The organism is Paenibacillus sp. FSL F4-0100, from assembly GCF_037993005.1.
In the GTDB taxonomy this organism is placed as follows: Bacteria; Bacillota; Bacilli; order Paenibacillales; family Paenibacillaceae; genus Paenibacillus_AQ.
Genome location: NZ_CP150303.1, coordinates 2,645,445 through 2,672,235 on the forward strand (window position 1 = coordinate 2,645,445; position 26,791 = coordinate 2,672,235).

31 protein-coding genes are annotated in these 26,791 nt (G+C 49.8%); all 31 read left to right on the plus strand.

The genetic code is table 11. From position 1 onward, the window contains the following. Positions 1–13 precede the first annotated feature (13 nt). The 31 genes from MHH48_RS11745 (at position 14) to MHH48_RS11895 (ending at position 26,771) form a co-directional block, all read left to right on the plus strand. Positions 14–289, plus strand: coding sequence for a stage VI sporulation protein F (locus MHH48_RS11745; protein ID WP_076320957.1), 276 nt, complete (start codon positions 14–16; stop codon positions 287–289). Positions 290–431: 142 nt separating this feature from the next. Next, positions 432–611: a DUF2768 family protein gene (locus tag MHH48_RS11750; protein ID WP_071223929.1), complete on the plus strand. Its 180-nt coding sequence runs from the start codon at positions 432–434 to the stop codon at positions 609–611. Positions 612–652: 41 nt separating this feature from the next. Then, entirely contained in the window at positions 653–1,237 is a 585-nt protein-coding gene (locus MHH48_RS11755) for a hypothetical protein (RefSeq protein WP_076320958.1), read from the plus strand. Between the two features lie 69 nt (positions 1,238–1,306). Next, a complete protein-coding gene (locus MHH48_RS11760) occupies positions 1,307–1,666 on the plus strand; it encodes a 2Fe-2S iron-sulfur cluster-binding protein (protein WP_071223933.1) in 360 nt (119 codons plus the stop codon). A gap of 23 nt (positions 1,667–1,689) precedes the next feature. Then, positions 1,690–2,442, plus strand: a complete 753-nt coding sequence (locus MHH48_RS11765; RefSeq protein ID WP_144023411.1) for a hypothetical protein — start codon at positions 1,690–1,692, stop codon at positions 2,440–2,442. A gap of 602 nt (positions 2,443–3,044) precedes the next feature. Next, a complete protein-coding gene (gene spoIVA / locus MHH48_RS11770) occupies positions 3,045–4,523 on the plus strand; it encodes a stage IV sporulation protein A (RefSeq protein ID WP_076320959.1) in 1,479 nt (492 codons plus the stop codon). Between the two features lie 259 nt (positions 4,524–4,782). Further along, positions 4,783–5,055 carry an HU family DNA-binding protein gene (locus MHH48_RS11775; protein ID WP_006209463.1) on the plus strand — a complete coding sequence of 91 codons (273 nt, stop codon included), beginning with the start codon at positions 4,783–4,785 and terminating at the stop codon, positions 5,053–5,055. Between the two features lie 84 nt (positions 5,056–5,139). Continuing rightward, positions 5,140–5,364 carry a trp RNA-binding attenuation protein MtrB gene (gene mtrB / locus MHH48_RS11780; RefSeq protein ID WP_071223937.1) on the plus strand — a complete coding sequence of 75 codons (225 nt, stop codon included), beginning with the start codon at positions 5,140–5,142 and terminating at the stop codon, positions 5,362–5,364. Between the two features lie 172 nt (positions 5,365–5,536). Next, positions 5,537–6,109: a DoxX family membrane protein gene (locus MHH48_RS11785; protein WP_076320960.1), complete on the plus strand. Its 573-nt coding sequence runs from the start codon at positions 5,537–5,539 to the stop codon at positions 6,107–6,109. Between the two features lie 127 nt (positions 6,110–6,236). Then, complete coding sequence (locus MHH48_RS11790) at positions 6,237–7,199, plus strand: 1,4-dihydroxy-2-naphthoate polyprenyltransferase (protein ID WP_076320961.1); 963 nt, start codon at positions 6,237–6,239, stop codon at positions 7,197–7,199. Positions 7,200–7,312: 113 nt separating this feature from the next. Then, positions 7,313–7,855: a hypothetical protein gene (locus MHH48_RS11795; RefSeq protein ID WP_076320962.1), complete on the plus strand. Its 543-nt coding sequence runs from the start codon at positions 7,313–7,315 to the stop codon at positions 7,853–7,855. A 112-nt stretch (positions 7,856–7,967) separates the two neighbouring features. Next, a complete protein-coding gene (locus MHH48_RS11800) occupies positions 7,968–8,828 on the plus strand; it encodes a heptaprenyl diphosphate synthase component 1 (protein ID WP_076320963.1) in 861 nt (286 codons plus the stop codon). A 36-nt stretch (positions 8,829–8,864) separates the two neighbouring features. Then, a complete protein-coding gene (locus MHH48_RS11805) occupies positions 8,865–9,596 on the plus strand; it encodes a demethylmenaquinone methyltransferase (RefSeq protein WP_076321320.1) in 732 nt (243 codons plus the stop codon). Next, positions 9,589–10,461: a UbiA-like polyprenyltransferase gene (locus MHH48_RS11810; RefSeq protein ID WP_076320964.1), complete on the plus strand. Its 873-nt coding sequence runs from the start codon at positions 9,589–9,591 to the stop codon at positions 10,459–10,461. The genes MHH48_RS11805 and MHH48_RS11810 overlap by 8 nt, the downstream gene beginning before the upstream one ends. Further along, entirely contained in the window at positions 10,461–11,063 is a 603-nt protein-coding gene (locus tag MHH48_RS11815) for a flavin prenyltransferase UbiX (protein WP_076320965.1), read from the plus strand. The genes MHH48_RS11810 and MHH48_RS11815 overlap by 1 nt, the downstream gene beginning before the upstream one ends. Positions 11,064–11,251: 188 nt before the next feature. Then, positions 11,252–12,226: a polyprenyl synthetase family protein gene (locus MHH48_RS11820; protein WP_076321321.1), complete on the plus strand. Its 975-nt coding sequence runs from the start codon at positions 11,252–11,254 to the stop codon at positions 12,224–12,226. A gap of 112 nt (positions 12,227–12,338) precedes the next feature. Further along, positions 12,339–12,782, plus strand: a complete 444-nt coding sequence (gene ndk / locus MHH48_RS11825; protein WP_076321322.1) for a nucleoside-diphosphate kinase — start codon at positions 12,339–12,341, stop codon at positions 12,780–12,782. Positions 12,783–12,822: 40 nt separating this feature from the next. Further along, positions 12,823–13,623, plus strand: coding sequence for a protein-glutamate O-methyltransferase CheR (locus tag MHH48_RS11830; RefSeq protein ID WP_076320966.1), 801 nt, complete (start codon positions 12,823–12,825; stop codon positions 13,621–13,623). A gap of 170 nt (positions 13,624–13,793) precedes the next feature. Next, positions 13,794–14,963, plus strand: coding sequence for a chorismate synthase (aroC, locus tag MHH48_RS11835; protein WP_076320967.1), 1,170 nt, complete (start codon positions 13,794–13,796; stop codon positions 14,961–14,963). A 1-nt stretch (position 14,964) separates the two neighbouring features. Then, positions 14,965–16,059: a 3-dehydroquinate synthase gene (aroB, locus tag MHH48_RS11840; protein ID WP_076320968.1), complete on the plus strand. Its 1,095-nt coding sequence runs from the start codon at positions 14,965–14,967 to the stop codon at positions 16,057–16,059. Positions 16,060–16,062: 3 nt separating this feature from the next. Beyond that, the gene (gene aroH, locus MHH48_RS11845) at positions 16,063–16,437 is read left to right on the plus strand and encodes a chorismate mutase (protein WP_009595253.1); all 375 of its coding nucleotides are present in this window, start codon (positions 16,063–16,065) and stop codon (positions 16,435–16,437) included. 355 nt (positions 16,438–16,792) lie between these two features. Continuing rightward, positions 16,793–18,346 (plus strand): anthranilate synthase component I, encoded by a 1,554-nt coding sequence (gene trpE, locus MHH48_RS11850; protein ID WP_076320969.1) that lies wholly within the window; start codon positions 16,793–16,795, stop codon positions 18,344–18,346. A gap of 19 nt (positions 18,347–18,365) precedes the next feature. Continuing rightward, positions 18,366–19,406: an anthranilate phosphoribosyltransferase gene (gene trpD, locus MHH48_RS11855; RefSeq protein ID WP_076320970.1), complete on the plus strand. Its 1,041-nt coding sequence runs from the start codon at positions 18,366–18,368 to the stop codon at positions 19,404–19,406. Continuing rightward, complete coding sequence (trpC, locus tag MHH48_RS11860) at positions 19,396–20,205, plus strand: indole-3-glycerol phosphate synthase TrpC (protein WP_076320971.1); 810 nt, start codon at positions 19,396–19,398, stop codon at positions 20,203–20,205. Before trpD ends, trpC begins: the two co-directional genes overlap by 11 nt. A gap of 12 nt (positions 20,206–20,217) precedes the next feature. Then, positions 20,218–20,892: a phosphoribosylanthranilate isomerase gene (locus MHH48_RS11865; protein ID WP_076320972.1), complete on the plus strand. Its 675-nt coding sequence runs from the start codon at positions 20,218–20,220 to the stop codon at positions 20,890–20,892. Beyond that, positions 20,889–22,085, plus strand: coding sequence for a tryptophan synthase subunit beta (trpB, locus tag MHH48_RS11870; protein WP_076320973.1), 1,197 nt, complete (start codon positions 20,889–20,891; stop codon positions 22,083–22,085). The genes MHH48_RS11865 and trpB overlap by 4 nt, the downstream gene beginning before the upstream one ends. Further along, on the plus strand, positions 22,082–22,888 hold the full coding sequence (gene trpA / locus MHH48_RS11875) for a tryptophan synthase subunit alpha (protein WP_076320974.1): 807 nt from the start codon (positions 22,082–22,084) through the stop codon (positions 22,886–22,888). Before trpB ends, trpA begins: the two co-directional genes overlap by 4 nt. 40 nt (positions 22,889–22,928) lie before the next feature. Beyond that, a complete protein-coding gene (hisC, locus tag MHH48_RS11880; protein ID WP_076320975.1) occupies positions 22,929–24,026 on the plus strand; it encodes a histidinol-phosphate transaminase in 1,098 nt (365 codons plus the stop codon). 53 nt (positions 24,027–24,079) lie between these two features. Beyond that, positions 24,080–25,168, plus strand: a complete 1,089-nt coding sequence (locus MHH48_RS11885; RefSeq protein WP_179090573.1) for a prephenate dehydrogenase — start codon at positions 24,080–24,082, stop codon at positions 25,166–25,168. A gap of 410 nt (positions 25,169–25,578) precedes the next feature. Further along, on the plus strand, positions 25,579–26,172 hold the full coding sequence (locus MHH48_RS11890; RefSeq protein WP_076321323.1) for a sigma-70 family RNA polymerase sigma factor: 594 nt from the start codon (positions 25,579–25,581) through the stop codon (positions 26,170–26,172). Then, complete coding sequence (locus MHH48_RS11895; RefSeq protein ID WP_076320977.1) at positions 26,169–26,771, plus strand: zf-HC2 domain-containing protein; 603 nt, start codon at positions 26,169–26,171, stop codon at positions 26,769–26,771. Before MHH48_RS11890 ends, MHH48_RS11895 begins: the two co-directional genes overlap by 4 nt. The last annotated feature ends 20 nt before the right edge of the window (positions 26,772–26,791 follow it).

Genomic DNA, 26,791 nt, shown 5'->3' on the forward strand with positions numbered 1-26,791 from the left:
AGGAGGGGTGGATATGAGCAAAAGCTTTCACAAGGATGTACTGAGCGCGATTAACAAGAAAAGCGGCAAGAAAATTTCTTCAGGGGCTGTCAATAAGCTGGCTAGCACGGTTAAGCCGTCTACAATGCAAAATGAAGCCCAGCTCCGCCAGCTGATCAAGCAGGTATCTTCGATGGCGAACATACCTGTTAGTGAGGACACGATCCAGGAGATTGTCGGTGCGGTGAAGAAGAGTGGCATGAATCCGAGCAATATGGAAGCCTTGATGAAAATGATGATGAACAAATAAGATACGATGATAATGTTGAACAAAAGACGCTCCTGATGGGATAGCGGCTTTTGTTCTTTTTTTCGACATACCTGAGGTGAGGCGCTATCATTTTCGTGATATAATAGGTTGAAATTGATGAGAGATTGGAGAGTTTCGTGACATGGATCCAATGCAAAAGATGTGGCTGTCCCTAGTCGCATTATTGATTATGGCACTATCGGTCATCGTGGTTACGCTTGCGCGAAGCAAGACCAAGGGTTTTCTGCGCGGGGCACTGTCGTTCGTAGCCTTTATGATGATGATTTTCGGTTTTATTATTGGACTGGCCTCCATCATATAACGTAGGAAGCCGATCTGCACGATACGGTAAAGGGGTGCAGCATGACGCTGAATGATCTGCCGGAATTGGAGAATGTGTTAGCTACCGCCATTCATAAGATGAATCAGGCGCCTATTGCTTGGCTGCTAGGTGGAAGCTGCAGCTTGCTTCTTCAGGATGTAACATTGGACAAGCCGCCGAGAGATATCGATATCTATACCGATGCAGGGGGTGTACAGCCTTTGCATGAGTCGCTGGCTTCTATGGCCGTGGATGCTCCCCACTTAGACCAAGAAGGGATATATTCCTCGATACTGAGCCACTATGAAATAGAGAAAGTTCCGATTGAACTGGTAGGCGGATTTGAAGTGAATTCAAACGGGTCCTCCTACTGCGTTGAGATCGATCAATTGCTGTATCCTGCAGCACTAGAGAGTCATATACAGGACGTCACGGTGCGCCTGATGCCGTTATCCCATGAACTGGTGTTTAATGTGCTTCGAGACAGGCCGGATCGATACGTCGCCATTGCGGAAGCGATTCGGCGGGACATGGACCATCATATGCCGCTTCTGCAGCAGTTGTTAAGCCGGAACCATCTGCATGGGGAGCATCGAATGGTTTTGAACCGATTAACTGGATTGTAACCAAAGTGCTGTGAAAAATGGCCAGGGAGCTTAGCAGAATGTGTACATAAGAAAAGGAGCGCGTTACCGTTGGACTACGAGGTATTATTTCAGCCGGATCAGAAAAAGGTCAAGGTTCGTCCGCACACGAATGTTCTGGATGCCTCGCGTCGGGCGGGTGTGCGTATTCCTACCCGTTGCGGAGGCAAAGCCGGTTGTTTGATGTGCAAGATCATCGTTCCGAGCGAGGAACGCGATCATTGCTCTGCGCCTGAGCCCAAGGAAATCAGGAAGCTGGGGACATCGATGATTGAACAAGGCTACCGGCTATCCTGCCAGACGAGAATTACGAATCACATTAAGGTAATGATTCCCGAGGATCCGCTCAAAGCTGCGATACGCAAACAGCTGGAAGCTGCGAGAAACCGGGAGTCGGATGACTTTATTTAAAGCGAGGATGATGTTAGTTGAGTATGATCACTTGGATGACCCAAGCGGCAGGCCGTTCGAAGCGGACGTCTGCAGTCTTAATCCTGGTGCTGTTTCCGATGTTGCTGACAGGATGCCTTTATCCTGACGAGAAATTGCAGGAGAACAAGGTTTCGTATAGGGAAAGTGTCAAACGGATACAATCGGCTGTAGATGACTTTTATAAAGAACAGGGAATCTTGCCGATAATTACAGCGGGTCCGGAAATTCCGCGGTATGAGAAATACCGGGTGGATATGGATCAGCTGAAGAACCGGGGATACATCGACCAAATTCCGGATACGGCATTTGAGAAGGGCGGCAGCGGATATTTTCTCATTATTAATGAGGAAACCGAGCCAACCGTGAAGGTGATGGACTTAACCACGGCCCAGAAGGTGAATGACGTTCAGAGAGCCGTGAATTTGTACAAAATGGCGCATGACAACGCTCTCCCTGCAGGAGAAGCCCTCTACCCGGGGTATACGGCAGTGGACCTGTCCAAGACCGATGCCAAATCCATTACATTGATGAGTGTATACTCGGGTCAGGAGATGGCCTTTATGATGGATGAAGAGGGAACGGTGTACGCCGATTATGCCTTTGATATTATGCAGGCGATCCAGAAGAACGATTCCGCCCCTCAAGAAGGAGAGGATTTACGGGCGTTCCTGGAGCAGGAATCCTATTATGTCCCTGTAAAATCCGTACCTTATACATGGAAGGATGGGCAGCCCGTTGCTCAGCCGCTATCCTAAACCTATACCCGCCGTTATCGGCGGGTATTTTTGTTGACTCTGCATGGTGACCCATATCAGTAGAGGAATGAGTATGCGGAAGTCATAATGCAGCCTACATTTTATCCTTGAGACCCTTCTTCGATAGACTTTTTTGAAAATGGTTGAATCTCTTTGGAATATCTATTAAAGTGCGCGCATATTCATAATCTGAAAGAGTAGTGCGGGCAAGAGCCGGTTGCCCACATCATGAGGCATACGAAAACGTCTGAAGGCGCACAGCATGAAGATAAACCGCGCCCCAGCGGTAGTTTTCTTTACGGTATTCGATGACGTGTCTAGTTGGTTTAGGCCTGTTCGATATCTTAAAAAAAACTGGACGGACTTTAAGGGGCAACCGTCATATTTTTGAACCCGGTACATATGATGTTACTAGTCCAAATGCATGTACGAGTTACGCCGCTTTGCCGTTTCCATCAAAACTCATGGAATACCGGCGGCGGGATGCTGGCGACATTGTAAAGGCTGCTCATCTGTTGCAATGGCTTTGGCTATGAGTGGAACACGAAGCGGATGCTCTTAAAGCATTTTTCCTTCGGAGTAATTTGAGGAGGGGATCTCTTTTGGAAAAAGTGGACATTTTTAAGGACATTGCCGAACGGACCGGAGGGGACATTTACTTAGGTGTTGTCGGTGCCGTCCGTACGGGAAAATCAACCTTCATCAAGCGGTTTATGGAGACGGTTGTTCTCCCGAACATTACGAACGAGGCGGATCGAGTAAGAGCTGTCGATGAGCTGCCTCAAAGTGCTGCAGGGAAAACAATCATGACAACCGAGCCGAAATTTGTGCCAAACAACGCGGTACAGATCAAAGTTACGGAAGGTCTTGAGGTCAACGTAAGATTGGTGGATTGTGTAGGCTATGCCGTTGAAGGCGCTAAGGGCTACGAGGACGAGAATGGCCCGAGAATGATCTCGACGCCATGGTTCGAAGAGCCGATTCCGTTCCAGGAAGCGGCAGAAATCGGAACCCGCAAAGTCATCCAGGAGCACTCCACACTTGGCGTTGTCGTCACAACAGACGGAAGCATTGCGGAAATTCCGCGAAGCTCTTATGTTGACGCTGAGGAACGCGTCATCGAGGAACTGAAGGAAGTCGGCAAGCCATTCGTGGTGGTCATCAACTCGACACGACCACGCAGTGAAGAAGCGCTTCAGCTGCGCAATGAGCTGGCTGAGAAATACGACATTCCGGTAATGACACTAAGTGCAGCTACGATGACCGAAGATGATGTAACCGGTGTTCTTCGTGAAGTATTGTATGAATTCCCAGTGCATGAAGTGAACGTCAATCTGCCTAGCTGGGTTATGGTGCTTAACGAGAACCACTGGCTGCGCAGCAACTATGAGAACTCGGTCAGAGATACCGTGAAGGATATCCGCCGTCTGCGTGACGTGGATCGGGTGGTCAGCCAGTTCATGGAGTATGACTTCATCAACCATGCTGGACTTAGCGGCATGAATATGGGTCAGGGCGTTGCCGAGATCGATCTCTTCGCACCTGACGAACTGTATGACCGGATCTTGATGGAGGTTGTGGGTGTCGAGATTCGCGGTAAAGATCATTTACTGCAGCTGATGCAGGAGTTCTCCCATGCCAAACGGGAATACGACCGCTTCGCTGAAGCGCTTGAAATGGTTAAAACGACAGGTTACGGTATCGCTGCTCCTTCCCTGGCTGAGATGGCGCTGGATGAGCCTGAGCTTATCCGTCAAGGCACTCGCTTCGGGGTAAGATTGAAAGCGACCGCGCCTTCCATCCATATGATTCGAGTCGATGTGGAATCCGAGTTCTCGCCGATTATCGGCACAGAGAAGCAGAGCGAAGAGCTTGTGCGCTATCTGATGCAGGATTTCGAGAACGATCCGATCAAGATTTGGGAATCCGATATATTCGGACGCTCGCTGCACTCGATCGTCCGTGAAGGCATTCAAGGCAAAATCGCGATGATGCCTGATAATGCGAGATATAAATTGCAAGAAACTTTAGGTCGGATCATCAACGAAGGTTCCGGCGGTTTGATCGCGATCATTCTTTAAGTGAGTATCGATGAGGTGTTGAATACGCAGTCGCTAACGGGTCTAAAGTCCCGATTAGCGGCTGTTTTTCGTGTTTTCTTTGGTTGGGCAGAGCAAAACGCTTGAAATTATGAGGTGGCTGTATTACTATAAATTTGTTCCGCGTCATGCATTCTAAACGCGAGATAGGGGTAAAATACCCGATTGCACGTATAATTTGCGGTAAAACGGAAACAGTGAATAGCAAGTGGAGCACATTCCTTGTTGGGGAGGTGAAAGAATGAATAAATCGGATCTGATTACACAAGTAGCTGAATCTACTGAGCTTTCCAAGAAGGATGCAACTAAAGCGGTTGATGCCGTTTTCGATGCAATCTCCGAAGCTTTGCAAAGTGGAGACAAGGTACAGCTGGTCGGCTTTGGCAACTTCGAGGTTCGCGAGCGTTCCGCACGGAAAGGCCGCAACCCGCAAACAGGTGAAGAAATCGAAATCCCTGCGAGCAAAATTCCTGCATTTAAACCTGGTAAAGCGCTCAAAGACGGAATCAAATAAAGATTTCTACATATTACCTAAGAGCACAGGTCGTGAATTCGTTCACGGCCTTTTCTTTTAGCTTACGGTGAGGAGGTCTGAACAATGGAGAACGTTCAAAACGGGGATTATTTTATCGTTAAAGCGCTGGACCATGGCGTGCAGGTGATTGGCCTTACCCGCGGTCAGGACACCCGGTTTCATCATACCGAGAAGCTGGACAAAGGCGAGGTCATCATCGCCCAGTTCACGGATCATACATCTGCGGTCAAAATCCGCGGCAAAGCTGAGGTCATGACCAAACACGGGAAGATTGAGTCCGGCATCTGATTAGACTTATCATTTTGGCTAAGCCCCACCAAATTGGTGGGGCTTTTTTATGTTTGATGTTTCCGTGGAAAGATTGTGTGTTAATCAATTGTTAAAGGACCCTTGTTGGATTCGCGAACGTTGTATATACTAGCGGAATGAATAAAAATACGAAAGGATGTTTAAAGAAATCATGGCAAAGCAATTTAGAGAGGGACAATATGTGGTGGTCCCTGAAAATCCGGTATCCCTGTTTCTGTTCAGCAGTACTCGCTCCGGCTGGATTTGGCTGCTCGTGAGGTTGTATCTCGGTTATTCTTGGTTAACGTCGGGGCTGAAAAAGCTGACGGCGGAAGCCTGGACGGGAAGCGAAGCCGGCGCGGCCATTCAGGGGTTTGTCGGGGGAGCGCTGGCTAAGGCGGAAGAGGGGAAGGACGTCACCGGATGGTATGCTTCTTTTCTCGAAGGGTTTGTGCTTCCCAACGCCAAGCTGTTTTCGTATATGGTGTCCTTCGGTGAGGTGTTGGTCGGACTCGGGCTGATTTTGGGTCTGCTGACGGGCATTGCCGCGTTTTTCGGCGGATTAATGAATGCCAGCTTTTTATTCGCGGGCACGGTAAGCTCCAATCCGTTATTCTTTATATTGGCCACATGGCTGGTAATGGCCTGGAAAGTGGCGGGCTGGTATGGTCTGGACCGTTGGGCGCTGCCGCTGCTGGGTACGCCTTGGAGCCGCAGGCGCAAGGATCAGGACATTCCGGAATAAATTTGATTTTACTCTAAAAGTAACATTCGTCACTTTTGCAACGCGTTTGTCAAGTACAATTCCAACAGACCGCGGCCATGAAATCCTTTAATCTGAAATCAGATCAATTGGATAAAGGATGATGGTCATGGGAATCCGAGCTTTTTTTAAACTGGTGGAAATTCAGACAAAGGTAGCCAGCATGATTCCGTTTCTGTTCGGAACTTTGTATGCACTGTTTCGTTTTCAGCAGTTCGATGGGTATCATTTTGCCCTGATGCTTGCATCATTGCTGTCGTTTGATATGGCAACGACGGCGATCAATAACTATTACGATTATAAAAAAGCGATTAAAAAGAACGGCTTCGGTTACGAGGAGCACAATGCCATTGTACGATATAATCTTAAGGAGCCTGCGGTGGTGTCCGTCATCATCTTGCTGCTCTTGACAGCCATTGGTGCGGGGATCGCACTATTCCTGTCTACGGGCTGGTTGATCCTGCTGCTCGGGGGATTGTCTTTTGCCGTAGGGATATTATATTCGTTCGGACCGATTCCGATCTCGCGGATGCCGCTAGGCGAGCTGTTCTCCGGATTGTTTATGGGATTTGTCATTATATTTATTTCGGCTTGGATCCATGCGGAGGGCAACCATCTGGCAGTTTTGGACATGCACGGCAGCGTTCTGTCCTTTCAGGTGAACCTTCCTGAGGTACTGCTGCTGCTGGTGGTATCACTGCCGGCCATACTTGGGATTGCCAACATCATGTTGGCCAACAACATCTGCGACATGGATGAGGATATGGAGAACAAGCGGTATACGCTGCCGGTATATATAGGATTTAGACCTTCTCTAAAGCTGTTCCGAATTCTGTATTGCCTTGCTTATCTGGACCTGGCGGCTCTTCTCCTGATGAAAGTGCATCCCGTGGTAGTGCTTCTGGTGTTTGTCACCCTTGTCCCGATTTATAAAAAAAGCGCCGTTTTCACCTCCCATCCATCCAAAGAGAAGACATTTGTGATTGCGGTGCAAAATTTCGTGCTCATGAATCTGGCGCGGATCGCCGCGCTGGGGGTAGCAGTGGTATGGACTTCTCGCCCCTTTTTCTAAACCGAATACGGTTCGTTTTACCTGAAGCAGGCATAGCCTGCTTTTTTTCTTTATACAATGAGGTATGGACTAATGAGGACCGGAAGAAACTAGGAATAGAGGAGGTTTAGGATATGAAGCACTGGCAATCTGTACGAGCCGTACTCCTGCCCGCGGCGATTGCATTCATCATACTCGCACTGTTAATGGGGCTTCAATCGCAAGCCCGTTATAAGGTCGGCGCTGTGACAGCGGCGATACCCTATCACAGCCGCGAATTAAGCGATGCCGGATTAGTGGACTCCCTAAAGAATCTTCCTCTTCATCTAAAAATAAGCCGGGCAGATTATGATGAAGGCGCGTTGACGCTGGATTTCAAATTGAGCGACCCCGCGGAGACGGCCGCCGAGGTTTATGAGGATATCGCCAGCATTATGTCCTTTACGTTCGAAGGAACGGATAATGTGCAGCAGTTGTATCTAAGAGTAGTAGCCATCGATCGTTGGGGAGGGAAGCGGTATATGCTGCTGGCTTCGAATATGAGCAAGGATACCTGGAACTCACGCTATGCAGAAGCTCTAACCCAACTTGAGAACGGCGATGTTCCGCCATCTATTGCTGCCGCTCTTAACCTAACGTTTACGAATCTTTGGCTAAAGCAGTTCAGCAGCCCATGATAGGGGTAAAATAGTAAGTGACAGGGCATGTACGTGTCTTGAACATGTGTTATAATAGATTGGATTGTGGGCTCAATTGGACAAAAGAACATCAAGTGCACGGAGGCTGAGAATGAAATCGTATCGCGTACCAGAACTGGCAGAGAAATATTTAAATTATGATATGATTCAAAACCACACGGAACTTCCGAATTTTCCGGATGCCCGTGTTCATTTGCTATACATATTTTTAAAGGATTCGGGACGAAATCTTGCCGGTCATGAAGAATTGTACGCACTGGTTACCTCACTGGTTCAAGTGGGACTCGATACGCATGAGAGCATCGACGTTACGGAGGGCAATCAAGGAGAGGCGATGATGCGATCCCGGCAGTTAAAAGTGCTTGCAGGGGATTACTTCAGCAGTCGTTTTTATCAACTCCTTGCCTTAAAGGGCGAAATTGCTGTCATCTCGCTTCTTAGCAAGGCTGTTAGCGATGTGAACGTGTTGAAGATGAGATTGTACGGCAAAATGAAAAAAACGCTGCTGCCTTCTGAAGAATATCTACGGCTAACGGTACAGCTGAATATGCAGCTGTTTCTTTCTTTTACTCCGCTGCTTGAGAAGTCCGTACAAGAAACATGGGAGAAGCTGCTCAAAGAATTTACGGAATGTGAAACACTTGTGCGGGAGATGGAACGCTGTGCGACGCCTGAAATTGGCAGATGCGGTTACGTGTACTGGCATCTGATCGAATCGGGGAGCGACGAGGAACGGAGAATGCTGGTTGGCAAGAAGACGGATATGAAGGACTGGAGGAAGCTGATCCTGAAGCACAAGGTTTCGGAGAAACTGCTGGACAAGCTGCGCGAATCCGTTAATGCCGTACAGCTGCTGCTGGCAAGCCGTGTAGGAGAGAGCCCGTACGCCGGTATGCTAGACCCGTTCCTGAAACGGCTCAGCACGTATAGGTCCGTCGTAAGTGAGAGGTAGGGGGACGCTGTGGATAATCAAACAACGAAGTTAGACATGAATAAGCATGATGGCAAAAATCCGAAAGAGCAATACGTCCACTCCGTCTTTGAAAGCATTTCGGGAAAGTATGATATTATGAATGATATTCTGAGCTTTCGAAGACATAAAGCCTGGCGCAAGTTTACGATGAAAAAGATGAACATGCGCCAAGGCGATACAGCTATCGATTTATGCTGTGGTACTTGTGACTGGACGATCAGTATGGCCCAGGCAAGTGAATCAGGACACATAGTCGGACTCGATTTCAGTGAGGGGATGCTGAATGTCGGCCGGGGGAAGGTTGCCAAGCAGGGGCTGGACCAACAGATAGACCTGGTTCAGGGAAACGCCATGAGCCTGCCGTTCGAAGACAATCAGTTCGATTACGCGACGATCGGTTTCGGTCTTCGCAATGTGCCGGATTACATGCAGGTTCTGCATGAGATGAAACGCGTGGTTAAGCCTGGCGGGATGGTTGTATGTTTGGAATTGTCCAAGCCGACTTGGCAGCCGTTCAAAGGCATTTATTATTTCTACTTTCAACAAGTGCTGCCTCGGATGGGGAAACTGGTAGCCAAGCGTTACGAGCAGTATAAGTGGCTGCCGGAATCGCTGGCTTTGTTCCCAGGACGAGAGGAGCTTGCCGAAGCTTTCCGTCAGACCGGACTTCAACAGGTTCAGGCCTATCCCTTGACTGGTGGCATAGCAGCCTTACATATTGGGATCAAGGAGAATCTGGATGTTTAAGAAAATAGGAACTTATCTTGAAATGATTAAAGTGGAGCATACACTGTTTGCTCTGCCTTTCGCTTTTATGGGGGCGATTCTAGGATCGGCCGTTGTGTTTGACCAATTACCATCCTGGGGAGATATCGGCTGGATCTTTCTTGCCATGTTCGGTGCACGCAGCGCTGCGTTCGGATTGAATCGGCTCACGGACCAGCATATCGATGCCAAGAACCCCCGCACCGTAAATCGCGCCATTCCGGCAGGGCTGCTGAAGCCGCTGGAAGTTATCTTATTCATTATTCTGTCTTTCGCGGTGTTTTTCTGGGCCACTTACATGCTGGATCCATTTGCTTTCCGTTTGCTGCCTATTGCTATTTTTATGCTTATTATTTATTCATACACCAAACGGTTTACTTGGCTTTGTCATCTGGTGCTCGGGCTTACAACAGCATTGGCTCCACTTGGGGGATGGGTTGCGGTAACCGGTCAAATCGACTGGAAGGCCATTGTGTTCTATATCGCGCTTGCGTTCTGGACAGCGGGATTTGATATTGTCTACGCTTGCCAGGATGAGAAGTTTGATGCAACAGAAAAGCTGTATTCGATTCCATCCCGGTTCGGCTTGCATAAAGCATTGTGGTTCGCACGCGGATTTCACGTTGTAACAGCCATCGGCTTTATCATTCTTTTCTTTGTCACACCGGTTGGCTGGTGGTATCTGCTCGGCATGATCATCGCCTGCGGAATTTTGTTCTATCAGCATTACATCTTATCGCCTAACGATATGAGCCGTCTGCAAACTGCCTTTTTTACGATGAACAGTACACTGAGCATCATCCTGTTTGTATTCACTTTAATTGATTTGGTGGTGCGGTATATCTGATGAAATCCATGCGCAGAAAAAGCTGGGTTGTAGGTATTACGGGAGCCAGCGGCAGCATCTACGGTGTTCGCCTTACCGAGAGCCTGCTCTTGCTGGGATATGATGTGCATTTGATCATTTCCAATGCGGGGTGGCGTGTCCTGAAGGAGGAAATGGGCTTTCAGGCAGGCAACCGCGAAGAAGTGCTGGCCGAGAAATTCGGCGGATACGAGGGGAGTGTGATGTACCATCCTATCTCCGACATCGGGGCCACGATCGCCAGTGGATCTTTCCTGGTGGAAGGCATGATCATCATGCCATGCTCCATGGGGACATTATCCTCAGTGGCACACGGATCTTCCGACAATCTGATGGGACGCGCCGCGGATGTGATGATGAAAGAAGGCCGTCCTCTGGTACTTGTCCCGAGAGAGACGCCTCTGCATGCCATTCACCTGGAGAACATGCTGACGCTGGCCAAGCTTGGCGTCAAAATCATTCCCGCGATGCCCGCGTTCTATTACGGACCGAAGACCATTGATGATATCGTGAATTTTCTGGTCGGCAAGGTATTGGACAGCTTGCGCATCGAACATCAACTGTATACGAGATGGGGAGATTAGCAGGCCGGAGTGCATCGAAGGCGTTAGCGGCTGTTGAAATGACGACTCTACGAACCTGTGCTGCGATTTTGACGAACGACAACAGGAAGGTTAAGCTTATATTTCAAGTCGTAGATCAATTTGGCCTGCTAAGATCGCAAGGTAGTGCCGGAGTTATGGAATGAGAATCTAAGCATATGGGTGAAAAGATGAAACGATTTGACATATTCGGAACATTAAAAAAAGATATGGACGTTATCGAGAAGGAACTCTATCTCAGCGTCGAGGGCGACAGCCCCGAGCTGACAGAGACTTCCTTGCATCTGCTTAGAGCAGGAGGCAAGCGGCTCCGTCCTGTTTTTGTACTGATGGGCGGTAAGTTCGGCGACTATGACATTGACAAGCTGAAGCATGTGGCCGTGCCGCTTGAGCTGATTCACAGCGCATCGCTCGTTCACGATGACGTGATCGATGATGCGGACACGCGGCGCGGCAAGCCAACGGTAAAAGCGAAATGGGACAACCGGATTGCCATGTATACCGGCGACTATATTTACGGCAAGGCGCTGGAACTGACGACCCACCTGAAGCAGCCAGAGATTCATCAGATTCTCGCCAAGGCCATGGTTGAAATGTCCATCGGCGAAATGGAGCAGATTCGCGATTTCTTTAATACCGATCAGGACGTCAGAAGATACCTTCTTCGCATTCGCCGCAAGACGTCGCTCTTGATCGCGGTCAGCTGCCAGCTCGGAGCACTGGCTGCGGATGCGGACCGCAAAATCGCAAACAGCCTGTATCGATTCGGATATAACGTCGGCATGGCTTTTCAGATTCAAGACGATCTTCTGGATCTATGCGGGACGGAGAAGCAGATTGGCAAGCCGCCGGGGAGTGATATGAGGCAGGGGAATATTACGCTGCCAGTTATATTTGCGCTCGGAGATAACAAACGGAGGGAGCCTCTGCTGCAAGAGCTGGATCGGATTCATACACTGAATGGTCAGTGTGATGTGACTGACGCTGTGAAGCTTGTAACCTCTAGCGATGGTATATCGAGATCTGAGGCACTAGCTGATCGGTATATCCGTAAAGCATTGGACGCATTGGATACTTTGCCTGACATCAAGACCAAAAAACAGCTTAGAGATATCGCAAATTTTATTACGAAGCGGTCATATTAGCTCTTAACCATGAGGTTGCTTTCTGTTAAAATACGGGTACAAACATGTAACATCACCTGAGCATGGAATGATTGTTCAATATCCTAGAATGAGGGGAAGCGTGATGAGGCCAATGGAACGTACTTTTTTAATGATTAAACCGGATGGTGTACAGCGTGGGCTGATCGGCCGAATCGTCGGCCGTTTGGAGGATAAAGGATTCAAGCTGGTTGCAGGCAAGTTCCTGCAGATTTCAGACGAGCAGGCCAAGCGCCATTATGCGGAACATGAAGGCAAAGATTTTTTTGAAAATCTGGTTGGATTTATAACGTCTGGACCGGTGTTTGCGATGGTGTGGGAAGGGGATGACATCATTGCATTGTCCCGCCAAGTGATCGGCAAAACGAATGTGAAGGATGCGCTGCCCGGGACGATTCGTGGGGATTTTTCAGCACAAACACCGCACAATCTGATTCATGGATCGGATTCACCGGAGAGTGCGCAACGCGAAATTGCCAATTTCTTTGAAGAGAAGGAATTGGTTGAATATAACAAGACGCTGTCCCCTTGGCTGTAAGCGAAGGAAGCGGCATAATCTGATTAAACAGGATGATACGATGACGGAACATGAACTTGTGCTGGATGATCCGGATTATATAGGCTTTGTTCGCAGTATCGAACGAAGCACGGGGATCAATCTGGCAGATTATAAAGAAGCGCAGATGAAGCGAAGGCTGACAACGCTGCGTTTGAAGAAAGGGTTTGAAACCTTTTCGGCCTTCTACGACGCGATGATGAAGGACAAGCCATTATTTCATGAGTTTTTGGACCGAATGACAATTAATGTCTCGGAGTTTTGGCGCAATCCCAACCGGTGGGAAGTTCTCCGCGATAAAATATTGCCAGAGATATCCCGGCAGAATCCCGGGGTATTGAAAATATGGAGCGCTGCCTGCTCCACGGGTGAGGAGCCATATACGCTGGCCATGATACTGTCCGAACAGAACATGCTGAGCCGTGCGCGCATCGTGGCGACAGACATTGATGATGGGGCATTACATAAAGCGAAGGAAGGCCTATATGTCGAGAGGTCATTGAAAGATGTGCCTTCGGATGTAGCCGCCCGCTATTTTAAAGAAGAAGGTTCGGTGTATCGCTTCAGTGAGCATTTGAAGAAGGAAGTAACCTTTCATAAGCAGAATTTGCTGACGGACCGGTTTGAGACGGGATATGATCTGATTGTTTGCCGAAACGTGATGATTTATTTCACGGAAGGGGCCAAGCATAAGCTGTACCAGAAGTTTGCGTCAAGCCTGAAGCCAGGCGGATTTTTGTTTGTGGGCAGCACGGAGCAGATCTTTAATCCTGGACAATATAATCTGGAGAGCAACGAGACTTTCTTCTACCGTAAAATTTAATAGAAATGGCTATCATAACGCATAAGCGCTTTTCAATCCGGAGGATGAGAGGCGCTTTTGCTTGTCCTGCGGCATTCTTGTCAAAGCGTTAGACCTATACTATAATGAGCAGAAGATATTTACGGAGTTTAGCGGTTTAACGCTTAAAAGTTTAAAGGGGGAAAAGCATCATGAGCTTACGCTTTTTAACTGCTGGGGAAACACACGGTCCTCAGTTGACTACCATAATCGAAGGACTTCCAAGCAATTTGGAGCTTGATTTTGAAGCATTGAACTTTCAGCTTCATCGGAGACAGAAGGGGTATGGCCGAGGACGCCGCATGCAGATTGAGAAGGATACCGCGCAAATCCTTGGTGGTGTGCGTCACGGATATACAACGGGTGCGCCAATTGCGTTGGTAGTGCAGAATAACGACTGGAAGCATTGGCAGAACATTATGAATGTGGAGCCGATTGAAGGTAACGACGAGGTGAAAAGACGGGTGCACCGCCCAAGACCGGGGCATGCTGACTTGAACGGCGGTTTGAAGTATAACCTGAAGGATCTGCGTAATGTGCTGGAACGCTCCAGTGCCCGTGAAACCACAGTCCGCGTAGCGGTTGGCGCTATCGCCAGACAATTCCTGGCACAATTCGGCGTTAAAGTGGCTGGCCAGGTCATTCGGATTGGCGAGATCGAAGCTCCCCCGCACAATCTTTCGATTGATGAGCTGATCGAGCGTACGGAAGCCTCCTCGGTTCGCGTCGTGGATGAAGAGACGGAGAAGAAGATGGAAGCCTACATAGATCAGATCAAAAAAGAAGGCGACTCCATTGGCGGCATCGTGGAATGTATCATCGAAGGTTTGCCGGTCGGACTGGGCAGCCATGTCCAATATGACCGCAAGCTGGATGGCCGCATCGCACAAGGCGTGATGTCCATCAATGCCTTTAAGGGTGTTGAGGTCGGCATCGGATTTGAGGCAGGCGAACTGCCCGGTTCCCAGGTGCATGACGAGATTATGTATAGTGAAGAGCGCGGATACTACCGCGCAACCAATCGCCTAGGCGGATTTGAAGGCGGGATGACCAACGGCATGCCGATCGTTGTTCGCGGCGTCATGAAGCCGATTCCAACGCTGTACAAGCCGCTTCAAAGCGTGGATATCGATACGAAGGAAGCTTTCACGGCTCAGGTTGAACGCTCGGATGCCTGTGCGGTTCCGGCAGCCAGCGTTGTTATGGAGCATGTGGTGACCTGGGAGGTAGCGAAGTCGTTTCTTGAGAAGTTTGGCGGTGATTCGATGGAAGAAATTCATGCGAATTACCAGAACTACCTGAAGCAGCTGGAGAACTACTGATATGAGAACACTTCAGGTGGAGCTGGGAGAGCGTTCATATCCGATTTATATCGGAGCTGGGATTTTGGATACGATTGGTGAGTTAAGCACGAAGCATGGAATCACACGCAAGAGCCCGCATTTGATCGTAACGGATGATAAAGTGGCGCCTCATTATTTGTCTCAAGTGGAGGAGCAGTTAAAGTCGAAAGGATATACGGTTATTTCTCACATAGTCCCTTCCGGTGAATCCTCCAAATCGCTTCAGGTTTATGAAGAGGTAATGACGACAGCGATCAACGGTAAACTGGACCGCAGCTCGGCAGTATTTGCGCTGGGCGGAGGCGTTGTAGGTGATTTGGCTGGATTCGTCGCGGCAACGTACATGCGCGGCGTGACATTTGTGCAGATCCCGACTACTATCCTGGCCCATGACAGCAGCGTCGGCGGCAAAGTGGCGGTCAACCATCCGTTAGCTAAAAATATGATCGGCGCGTTTCATCAACCCGTCATGGTGGTTTACGATGTAAATACGCTGATGTCTTTGCCTCCGCGAGAGGTATCTTCTGGTCTTGCGGAAATGGTGAAGCATGGCTTGATCCTGGACCGTGATTTTGCCTATTGGTGCCGGGAGAACGGCTCGAAGCTGCTGAGCCTGGATCCCGATACGTTGATATACGGCCTGGAGCGCGGATGTGCGATCAAGGCGGACGTGGTATCCCAGGACGAGCGGGAAGGCGGTTTGCGTGCCATCCTTAATCTGGGGCATACCATCGGCCATGCCATTGAAGCCGTTGGCGGCTACGGACGCTTTTTGCACGGTGAGGCGATTGCAATCGGAATGGCCGGTTCGGCCCGCCTAGCAGAAAAGCTTGGCAGATCTGCGAATCTGCACAACGAGACAGTGAGCATGCTGAAGGCGGTGAATCTGCCGGTAATCTTGCCGGGTGACGTCTCGGTTGAGCGGATTATGGATGCGATGCAGCACGATAAAAAGTTTGCCGAGGGGAATATGGTATTTATCGTACCGGAATCCATCGGCTCCGTCAGCATCGTTAAGGATGTACCGGTAGAAGCTGTTCGATCTGTGGTTGAGCAGTTGAAGGGAGAGGGATAGTTCATGATGAATCGGGGAATCCGGGGGGCGACAACCGTCACTCGTAACGATGAGCAGGAGATTGTACAGGAAACGCTGCGGCTGCTTGAAGAGATGGTGAGACGCAACGAGCTCCAGCCGGAGTATATCAGCAACATATGGATTACGATGACACAGGATCTGGATGCGACGTTTCCAGCCAAAGCGATACGCCAACTGGAGGGCTGGGATCTCGTTCCTTTAATGTGTTCGGTTGAAATACCGGTTCAAGGCAGTCTGCCGCGCTGCATCCGCTTCATGGTGCAGGTCAATACGGATAAAAGCCAGAGCGAGATCAAGCATGTGTATTTGAACGAAGCCAAGCGGCTGCGTCCGGATTTATCAGGCTCCAACGCTTGATGTTGAAATTTAGGGTTGCAGTAACACGGCATCGTCCTGTATAGTGATATCAGAATAGCTGAGTAGAGTTAGGTTTTACAGATGAGTTGAGTTGAGAAGAGCTGAGGCATTTTAGGCAATAACATAATCGGGATTAAGGATGAACTTGATTTCATGATGAATAGTACAGCACGTTCACACGGCTGGTTACAAGCCTATTTCTTGTATCCGTCTAAGAACAACAGCCGCTGTAGTTTGTCGTTGAATAGTTGGAATTCCTTGACCGCGCTCTTTTTTCATAGACTTATTCTGAACGTTAACCTCTACTTCGGTAGAGGTTTTTTTGTTGTATACCATCAATTAAGGAGGGATTGACATGGCGAATCCATCAATGGAGCAAGTGGTGGCTATGGCAGGTGAATATAACCTGATTCCGGTAGCGATCAGACTGTTAGCCGACATGGAAACCCCGATTCGCATTTTTCAGCGGTATGCGGAACGGAAGCGGGCATTTTTACTTGAAAGCGTTGAGGGTGGAGTACAGTGGGCACGGTATTCGTTTATCGGAACAGACCCCTTCTTAATGATCACGGGTAAAAAAGGCAAGATCGAAATTGAAAGGAACGGAGAGTGTTCCCTTCTGAAAGGAAAGCCTGTCGAGGAGTTAAAGGCGCTGCTGCGAACGTACCGCAGCCCGCAGCTGAAGGAGATGCCACCTTTTACCGGAGGGGCAATCGGATTTTTCGGATATGACCTGCTCCAATATTATGAGAAGCTTCCGGCACATGCGATGGACGATCTCGGAATGGATGATATAAGGTTCATGTTTTGCGATCAAGTCATTGTCTTCGACCATGTGAAACAGCAGATCATGCTGGTTGGCAACGTACACGTGAAACCGGGTGATTCGGACGAAAACATTCGGCAAAGCTATCGGGATGTATGCCGTTCCTTGGAAGCAGCAGCCGAGCAGTTGCAAGAGCAGGGACCGCGGGAGAACGTGAACTCCAAAGGCATTCCAGCGGATGTTGCTATGGGCGACATTAAATCCAATATGACAAAAGAGAAGTACCTCTCCAATGTGGAGCAAGCGAAGGAATACATTCGCGCAGGGGACATTTTTCAGGTGGTATTGTCCCAGCGCTTCCATATTGAGACCGAAGTATCGCCGCTTCACGTATACCGGGTGCTGAGAACGCTGAATCCTTCACCGTATATGTATTACCTCAAAATGGACGACGACATTATCGTGGGCACATCCCCGGAAGCCCTGGTGAAGGTGGATGGACGAAGATTGGAAACTAGACCGATTGCAGGCACCAGGCCTAGAGGCAGCGATGAGGCCGAAGACCAGGCGCTGGCCGATGATCTGCTGCAGGACGAGAAGGAACGCGCCGAGCATTTGATGCTGGTGGATCTGGGGCGTAATGACCTGGGCCGTGTGTCAGAGTTCGGCACGGTGAAGTGCGACACGTTCATGGAGATTGAAAAATACTCCCATGTGATGCATATGGTATCCAGCGTTTCGGGTCAGCTGAGTGAGGATAAGGATTTCTTCGATGCTTTTCTGTCCTGCTTGCCAGCAGGAACGGTATCCGGTGCTCCGAAACTAAGGGCCATGGAAATTATTGCGGAGCTAGAGCGGGAGGCTAGAGGCGCGTATGCCGGGGCCATCGGTTATCTCGGCTTTGGCGGCAATATGGATTCCTGCATTACGATCCGGACGATCATTTTCCGTCAGGGCAAAGCTTATGTTCAGGCGGGGGCAGGCATCGTATGGGACTCGGTACCGGAGAAGGAATATGAAGAAACCGTCAACAAAGCCAAAGGGATGCTGAAGGCGATCCGCGTCGCTGAAGCGATGTTCCCGTCCAGCACGGATGCTAACGATTTAATTAATCAGGATTATCTGTACCAATACACACCTTAAACCGAAGGGGGAGAACGTAATGAACGTCATGGAAACGATGCAATCCAGCCTTACGAAGCTGATTCAAGGTCAAGATTTGAGCCGGGACGAAGCACGCGGGGTCATGCAGTCCATTATGGAAGGCCAGGCAACCCATTCTCAAATCGGGGCGCTGCTTACTGCCCTGAGAATGAAGGGGGAGACAGTTGAAGAGATCACCGGCTTCGCCGAGGCGATGCGTGGTGCGGGCGGGCGCGTCGTTACCGAGCGGAACCAGTTGCTGGATACATGCGGCACAGGAGGATCCGGGATTCACAAGTTTAACATTTCTACCGTATCCGCCATTATTTCCTCCTCGGTTTCGGTCAGAGTGGCCAAACACGGCAACCGCTCGGCATCTGGACGGGCGGGCAGCGCCGATGTGCTGGAAGCGCTGGGCGTGAATATCCACTTGACGGCAGAGCAAGCGACAGCCTGTCTGAATGATATCGGAATCTGTTTCCTGTTTGCCCAGATCTATCATCCATCGATGAAATATGCGGCAGCTCCTCGCAAAGAGCTCGGGGTTCGAACCGTATTTAACATGCTGGGGCCTTTGACAAATCCGGCGGGCGCAGATCGGCAGATGCTCGGGATATACGACATGAACAAAACGGAAACCATCGCACAGGTGCTCAAGGAGCTTGGCTTAAAGCGCGCCATGGTGGTGACCAGCCATGATGGTTTGGATGAAATCAGCATTTCCGCGCCTACGCGAGTCTCCGAGCTCCGTGGCGGAGAAGTCCGTACTTATGATATTCATCCGCATGATCTGGGACTGTCAGTTCATCCGATGAGCGATATTCTGGGCGGTGATGCCAAAGAGAACGCAGCCATTATCGGATCGGTGCTGCGGGGTGAGCGCAGTGCTTATCGGGATATCGTGCTTGCCAATGCCGGTGCCTGCATCTATGTGTCTGGGCTTGCGGATAGTTTGGCTGAAGGTGTGCAGCGCGCAGCGGGAGCCATCGATTCAGGGCTGGCTCAGTCTAAGCTGGAGCAGCTGATCTCAAGAACGGGGGAAATGAGTTATGTATCTTGATCGAATAGTCGAAACGAAGCGCAGGGAGGTTGCCCAACTGCGGGAAACATTCAGCATCTCGGAGGCCGAGAGGCAAATCGCGGATTTACCGCCGACTCTCGGTTTTGAGAAGGCGTTGTCCACGGGGCGTAAACGCAGCATGGGATTAATCGCCGAGGTGAAGAAGGCTTCGCCGTCCAAAGGGTTAATTCGTCCGGACTTTGACCCGATTATGATCGCCAAAGCTTATGAGGCAGCCGATGCCGATTGCCTATCCGTGTTGACCGACAAGGACTATTTCCAGGGCAGTGGAGAGTATTTGAAAGCGGTAAGGGCGGCTGTCAACATTCCTTTGCTGCGCAAGGATTTCATTATCGACGAGACTCAGATTTACGAAGCGCGCCTGTTAGGTGCGGACGCGGTTCTCTTGATCGCGAGCATACTGGAGCCGCAACGGATCGCGGAGTTTATAGACATCGCCGGCTCTATTGGCTTGGATTGCCTGATTGAGGTCCATGATGGGCAGGAGCTGGAATCGGTTCTTAAGCTGGGAACAGCTCATCTTATCGGAATTAACAATCGCAATCTGCGGACCTTTGAAACATCGCTGCAGACAACGGCGGATATCGCGGCACAAGTTCCGCAGGGAGTTACGTTGATCAGCGAGAGCGGAATATCAGGCCCCGCCGATATTTCCTACTTGCATTATGTTGGGGCACATGGTGTTCTGGTAGGGGAGCATTTCATGCGCCAGCAGGATGTGTTCCGTGCAGTAAACGATCTGATGGGACCCTTGCCGATCGCTGCAGACATAGAATAAAGGGGATATTAAGTGATGAGTACGGCGCTAAAAATATGTGGACTTCAAAGCGTTGAAGTGCTAAAATCTATGATAAACTTACCTGTGGATTATATCGGATTCGTATTTGCCAAGAGCCGGCGGAAGGTATCGCCGCAGCAGGCTGCGCAGCTTATTCAAGTATTGCGGGGATGGGATCATGACATGATTCCCGCCGCCGTCGGCGTCTTGGTTAACCCTGATTTGAATGAGCTGGAAGAGCTTCTACGAGAAGCAGCGCTCGACGTCGTGCAGCTGCATGGTCAGGAATCGCCGCAATTTTGCCGGGAAGTGAAGGAGCGCTTCCCGGTTTCCGTTTTTAAGGCGGTATCGATCGAGAGTGACCGCTCGGAAGCGGAACGTCTGTCAGCACTTGATCCGTATGCAGGCAGCATCGACGGATTGCTGATCGACACGTACGATCCGGTATATGGCGGAGGGTCTGGTAAGACATTTGCCTGGGATCTCATCCCACCTTACCAGCAGTGGGCGAAACGGCAAGGGATCCCCTTGTTTGTAGCCGGCGGATTGGATTCGGATAATGTATCGCATTTAATAGGTCAATACGCTCCGTACGGCGTGGATGTATCCAGCGGCGTTGAGAGTGAACCTGGCGTGAAGGACATAAACAAAGTGATTGCATTCGTAGAAAGGGTGAAGGGGAAATGACACAGCTTCCTGATCGTAATGGACGTTTCGGAGTGTTTGGTGGCCGGTTCGTACCGGAAACACTCATGAACGCTTTAATAGAGCTTGAACAAGAGTATAACCGCTTTTCGGAGGATCCTGCGTTCAAAGAGGAGATTGCTTATTTGCTTAAACAGTATTCCGGACGGGAAACGCCGTTATATTATGCCGAGCGGCTCAGCAAACACCTCGGCAAGGCTAAAATTTATCTGAAGCGTGAGGATTTGAACCATACAGGTGCACACAAAATCAACAACGCCATTGCTCAGGGCGTGTTAGCCAAGCGTATGGGCAAAGGCAAGGTCATTGCCGAAACGGGAGCCGGACAGCATGGTGTTGCCACTGCAACCGTGGCCGCTCTACTCGGTCTCGAATGCAAGGTGTTCATGGGCGAAGAGGATACCAAGCGGCAGCAGTTGAACGTATTCCGTATGAAAATGCTTGGAGCCGAAGTGATTCCGGTGACGTCGGGAAGCCGGACGCTGAAAGATGCCGGCAATGAGGCGCTTCGCTACTGGGTCAGCAACGTAGAGGATACCTTCTATGTACTTGGCTCCGCAGTAGGTCCGCATCCGTATCCGATGATGGTGCGGAACTTCCAGCGGATTATCGGTGACGAGACCCGCAAGCAGATTCTGGAGACGGAAGGAAGACTGCCCAACGTGATTCTTGCACCAATCGGTGGAGGGAGCAATGCGATCGGCATGTTCTACCCGTTCCTGGAAGATAAGGAAGTCGGTTTGATCGGTGTCGAAGCGGCTGGCAAAGGGGTAGATACCGATTTTCACGCGGCTACCATGTCCAAGGGGACCCATGGCGTATTCCAGGGATCGATGAGTTATTTGCTACAGGATGAGTATGGACAGGTTCAGGAGGCGCATTCCATTTCTGCCGGCCTTGATTATCCCGGCGTTGGACCTGAGCACTCCTACTTAAAAGATATTGAGCGTGTGCAGTATGTGCCTATAACCGACCAAGAGGCATTGGATGCCTTGCAGCTGCTATGCCGCACGGAAGGCATTATTCCTGCGCTGGAATCCGCGCATGCCGTAGCGCAAGCAGTAAAAATGGCGCCCGCGTGGACCGAAGACGATATCGTCGTCATTAATTTGTCCGGTCGCGGTGACAAGGACGTGGAGTCCATCATGGCTTACACGGGAGGGAAAACCGAATGAACCGAATTGACCAGACCTTTGCGTCGTTGAAACAACAAAACAAGACGGCCTTGATTCCTTATCTGACCGTTGGGGATCCGGACGTGAAATCGACGCTCGATATCATTCATGAGCTTGAAATTGCAGGAGTCGATATTATCGAACTCGGTGTTCCTTATTCTGATCCCCTCGCCGATGGCCCGGTCATCCAGCGTGCTTCTGAGCGCGCCCTAAAGAGCAAGGTGACCATTCGCACTTGCATGGAGACTGCGCGCCTGGCGAGAGAACGGGGCAGTAAGCTGCCGTTTATCCTGTTTACCTATTACAATCCGGTTCTGCAGACCGGACTGGATGTTTTCTTTGAAGAAGTGGTAAGGAATGATATCAGCGGGCTGATCATTCCGGATCTGCCGGTGGAAGAATCCGCAGAGATTCGGAAACGAGCTCATGCTGCGGACGTTCACCTGATTCCGCTGGTGGCACCTACCTCACATGAGCGGATTGCGAGCATCGCTTCGGAAGCGACCGGCTTTGTGTATTGCGTATCCTCGCTCGGCGTGACAGGTGAGCGCACCGATTTTTATTCGGGAGTGGAAGCCTTTCTTGAAACGGTGAAGCAGTACAGCAACGTGCCCATCGCGATTGGCTTTGGCATTTCGTCCGGGGAACAGGTTGCCAGATTCTCGAAAATTTGCGACGGCGTCGTTGTTGGCAGTGCCATCGTGCGTCAGATCGAATCGACGATTCCTCTTCTTGAGAAGGAAGAGACAAGACAGCAGGGACTTTTGCAAATCAGGGAGTTTGTGGCACAATTAAAGGGTTAGTGTTGTCCATAGCAGTTATGAAAGGTGAGGCGAATATCGTATGAAACCAAAAGCGCAAATTGTTAATCTTCCTGTATATCAACCCGGGAAGCCCATCGAAGAAGTCAAAAAAGAATTAGGCCTGGATGTTGTCATTAAACTGGCCTCCAACGAGAATCCATACGGCTGCTCGCCGCGAGCAACCGAAGCCATTACCGCTGAACTCGGTACGCTCAGCTTGTATCCGGATGGAAGTGCGGCTGATTTAACGGCGGAGCTTGCTGAGCAGCTTGGTATTGAACGCAATCAGATTATTTTCGGATGCGGATCCGATGAAATCATCGCCCTCATTATTCGGGCGTTCCTGGAACCGGGAGACGAAACCATTATGGCCGATCAGACCTTCTCGGTGTATAAAACGAATGCGGATATCGAAGGCGCAACAAGCATTGAGGTACCTCTGGTTAACGGGAAGCATAATCTGCCGGGCATGGCCAAAGCCGTTAAAGACAAAACCAAAATCATCTGGGTGTGCAATCCGAATAATCCGACCGGAACTATCGTTTCCGAAAGCGAGCTGGTATCTTTCTTGGATGAAGTCCCGGCTCACGTGATGGTTGTTCTCGATGAAGCTTATTTTGAATATGTAACGGACGCTTCGTATCCGGCCAGCATCAAGTTAATGGAACGTTATCCGAACTTGGTAATCCTGCGTACCTTCTCCAAAATATACGGCCTGGCTGCCCTTCGCATCGGCTACGGCATCGGGCAATCTGAGGTTATTTCCTTGATTAATCGGGTACGTGAGCCGTTTAATACAGGACGCCTGGCCCAAGTGGCGGCGAAGGCAGCCCTGAAAGATCAGGAATTCGTAGCTAAATGCCGACAATTGAATGCCGAGGGAATCACTTATGTCCAGCGGGAGTTTGATCGTCTTGGATTATCCTATTTCCCTGCGAACGGTAACTTTATCATGGTGGATGTGAAGAAGCCGGGCACCGAAGTGTTCAAGTCCCTGCTAAGCAAAGGCATTATCGTACGTCCGGGATTTGAAGTTTACCCGAACTACATTCGCGTAACCGTTGGCTCTGAAGAACAGAACAAGGCTTTCATCGGCGCATTGGAACAAGTGCTCCAGGAAGTGAATGCTCCAGCCTAACCTAATGACATAACAATAATCGCAGCTTGAAACGAGTGAGAGAGAACATGACCATGCAAATTTCTATATTCGGCGTCGGCTTGATCGGCGGTTCGTTAGCATTAAATTTCAAAGGAAAACCAGGCATAACCGTGACCGGTTATGCCCATACGCAAGAGTATGCCGACCAGGTTATCGCCAAGGGCGTTGTCGATAAAGTTACGCTTTCGGTAGAAGAAGCTGCCCAGGGCGCGGACATCATATTTTTGTGTGTTCCGGTAGGAAGTCTCGAGATGTACATAAAACGTCTGAGTGAATTGCGGCTTAAAACCGGATGCATTATTACGGATGTAGGCAGTACCAAAGCGAGTATTGCCGAATGCGCATCCCAACTTGCGCTGAAGGATGCCTACTTTATCGGAGGACATCCGATGGCTGGTTCGGAAAGATCCGGTGTAGGCGCTGCCTCCACCGTATTATTCGAGAATGCATATTATGTGCTTACTCCGCCGGATGAAGTCCCTCAGGAGAAGGTGGACGTACTTGTAGAGCTTCTATCGTATACGCGTGCACACATTGTAAAGGTTGAGCCGAGACTGCACGATGAGATTGTTGGAGCCATCAGTCATCTGCCTCATGTGATCGCAGTGGCTTTGGTGAACCAGATCAGCTCCTACAATGACGATAATCCGTTGTACCGTACGCTGGCTGCAGGCGGTTTTCGGGATATTACCCGTATCGCTTCCAGTGACCCGGTCGTTTGGCGGGACATTCTATTAAATAACCGCAATGTCATGCTGCCGCTTTTACGCGACTGGAACGAAGGAATTCAGCGTTTCATGGATATGCTGGAGTCGAAGGACGGGCCAGCTATTGAAGAGGCCTTCCGCAGAGCGGGGGAATTCCGTAGCGTGCTCCCAGAGCGACGGAAGGGGATGATTGTATCCCAATACGATCTGTATCTGGACGTGCCTGACCATCCGGGTATCATCGGCCGCATAGCGACGGATTTGGGGACAAATAGCATCAACCTCAGCAACATGCAGATTATCGAGAGTCGGGAAGATGTGCCGGGCGTGATGCGGCTTTCCTTCCGCAATGAAATTGAGCAGGAGCGGGCTAAGGAGCTATTGTTGTCGCAAGGGCACTCGGTGTACCAGTAATTTTCCGGTTGTTTTTAAACAACCGGAAATAAATGCGTTTTCAGTGTTGACAAAATGAAAACGTATACATATAATAAAAGTACAGTATGGTTTCTCTCCACTCCTATCCAAAATATTGCACTGTGTGCAACCGCCTTCAATGTTGAAGGCGGATTTTTTTTGTCCTTTTTCCTATCAGTGGGAAATCTACTGCCACAAACCTGAACTTTTCTCCAATATGTGCTATAATGCTAGAGTGCTAGTGTAGAAGATTTGGGGAAATTGCCAAATACATAGAATAGTCAGACATCTTGAGGCGTAACTATATATGGTTTGACGGTACTTTTGCACAAATCCTTGATCATTGCATCCGTGGAGATGTATTGGACAGGGAAGAGGCACCGGATGGTGAAGGAGGAACGAAAAATCATATGACGGATTCCCAACTAATCCAAGAAATTAAGCAAGGCAACACCGAACTTTATTCCGAATTAATGCGGCGTTATCAGAGAAAAATATTAGCATTTGTCTATCATATGTTAAAAAGTTCGCACATGGAGCTTATGGCTGAAGACTTATGTTCGGAAACATTTTATAAGGCTTTCCGGAGCTTGCACTCATTCCGGGAAGTGGATGCATCCTTCTCGACCTGGCTCTATACCATTGCCCGCAACACCGTGCTCAGCGAATTGCGCAAGCATCGAAGCGGCACATTGCCGCTGGAGGAGAGCGGGGTCGTGCCAGTGGCTCCGATGGAAGTTGCTCCGGAGCAGGCCATACTACGCAGTGAACGAGTACATATGGTAAGGGAAGCAATAAATAATTTACCGGAGAAACAGAGGTCGGCACTGATTCTTCGGGAGTATGATCAACTGGATTATCAGGAAATCGCAGATATTTTAGGTCAAAGTGTCAGTTCGGTTAAGTCGTTGTTGTTCAGAGCTCGCGGCAGTGTCAAAATTCAGCTCGAACCCTATTTTTATGAGCCGGTTTTTGAGGATCTGAGAGGGATGAAGAATAGATGACTTGCGATGAAGCCCAAGAGCTGATGGAAACTGTCTGGGATTTGCCGGACAATGATCTGCGGCGACAACGGCTGATCGCACATGTTCAAACCTGCAGCTCATGTGCAGCGGAGTACGAAATGTGGGTGGAAAGCCAGAACATGGTTCATGTTCTGGAGCATGAGATCCCCGACATGGACGCTGAACAGATCAACCGAAACGTGATGGACCGCATTTATCGTGATTTCCCATGGCTGGTGGAGGAAACGTCTAAGAGTCGGGCGGTAAGCCGAGTGTTCCGCAAACGGCTGACACTTATGATTGCCGGTTTTTTGGCTCTGTTTGTATGCAGCTTCGTTTATTTTGCAGCGACTGGCAACCAGCCGAAGCCGGTTCCGGAAGCGGTAACGACAGGGATAATCCCTACGGGGGTGGCTGACACGGCCCAAACCCTGAACACTAAGGACGATTATAACATTCCGAAAACCAACAGCGGCATTATTGATCCTTTTGTGGTTGATATGAGCCCGACCCAGCCAGAATATTGGATGATACTATCCTTATTGGGCATCGGATTCGCCATGTTTTTCCTGAAGAAGTTAAATCGGGTCCGAAGATAAAAAGTGGTTAGGATGGAGGA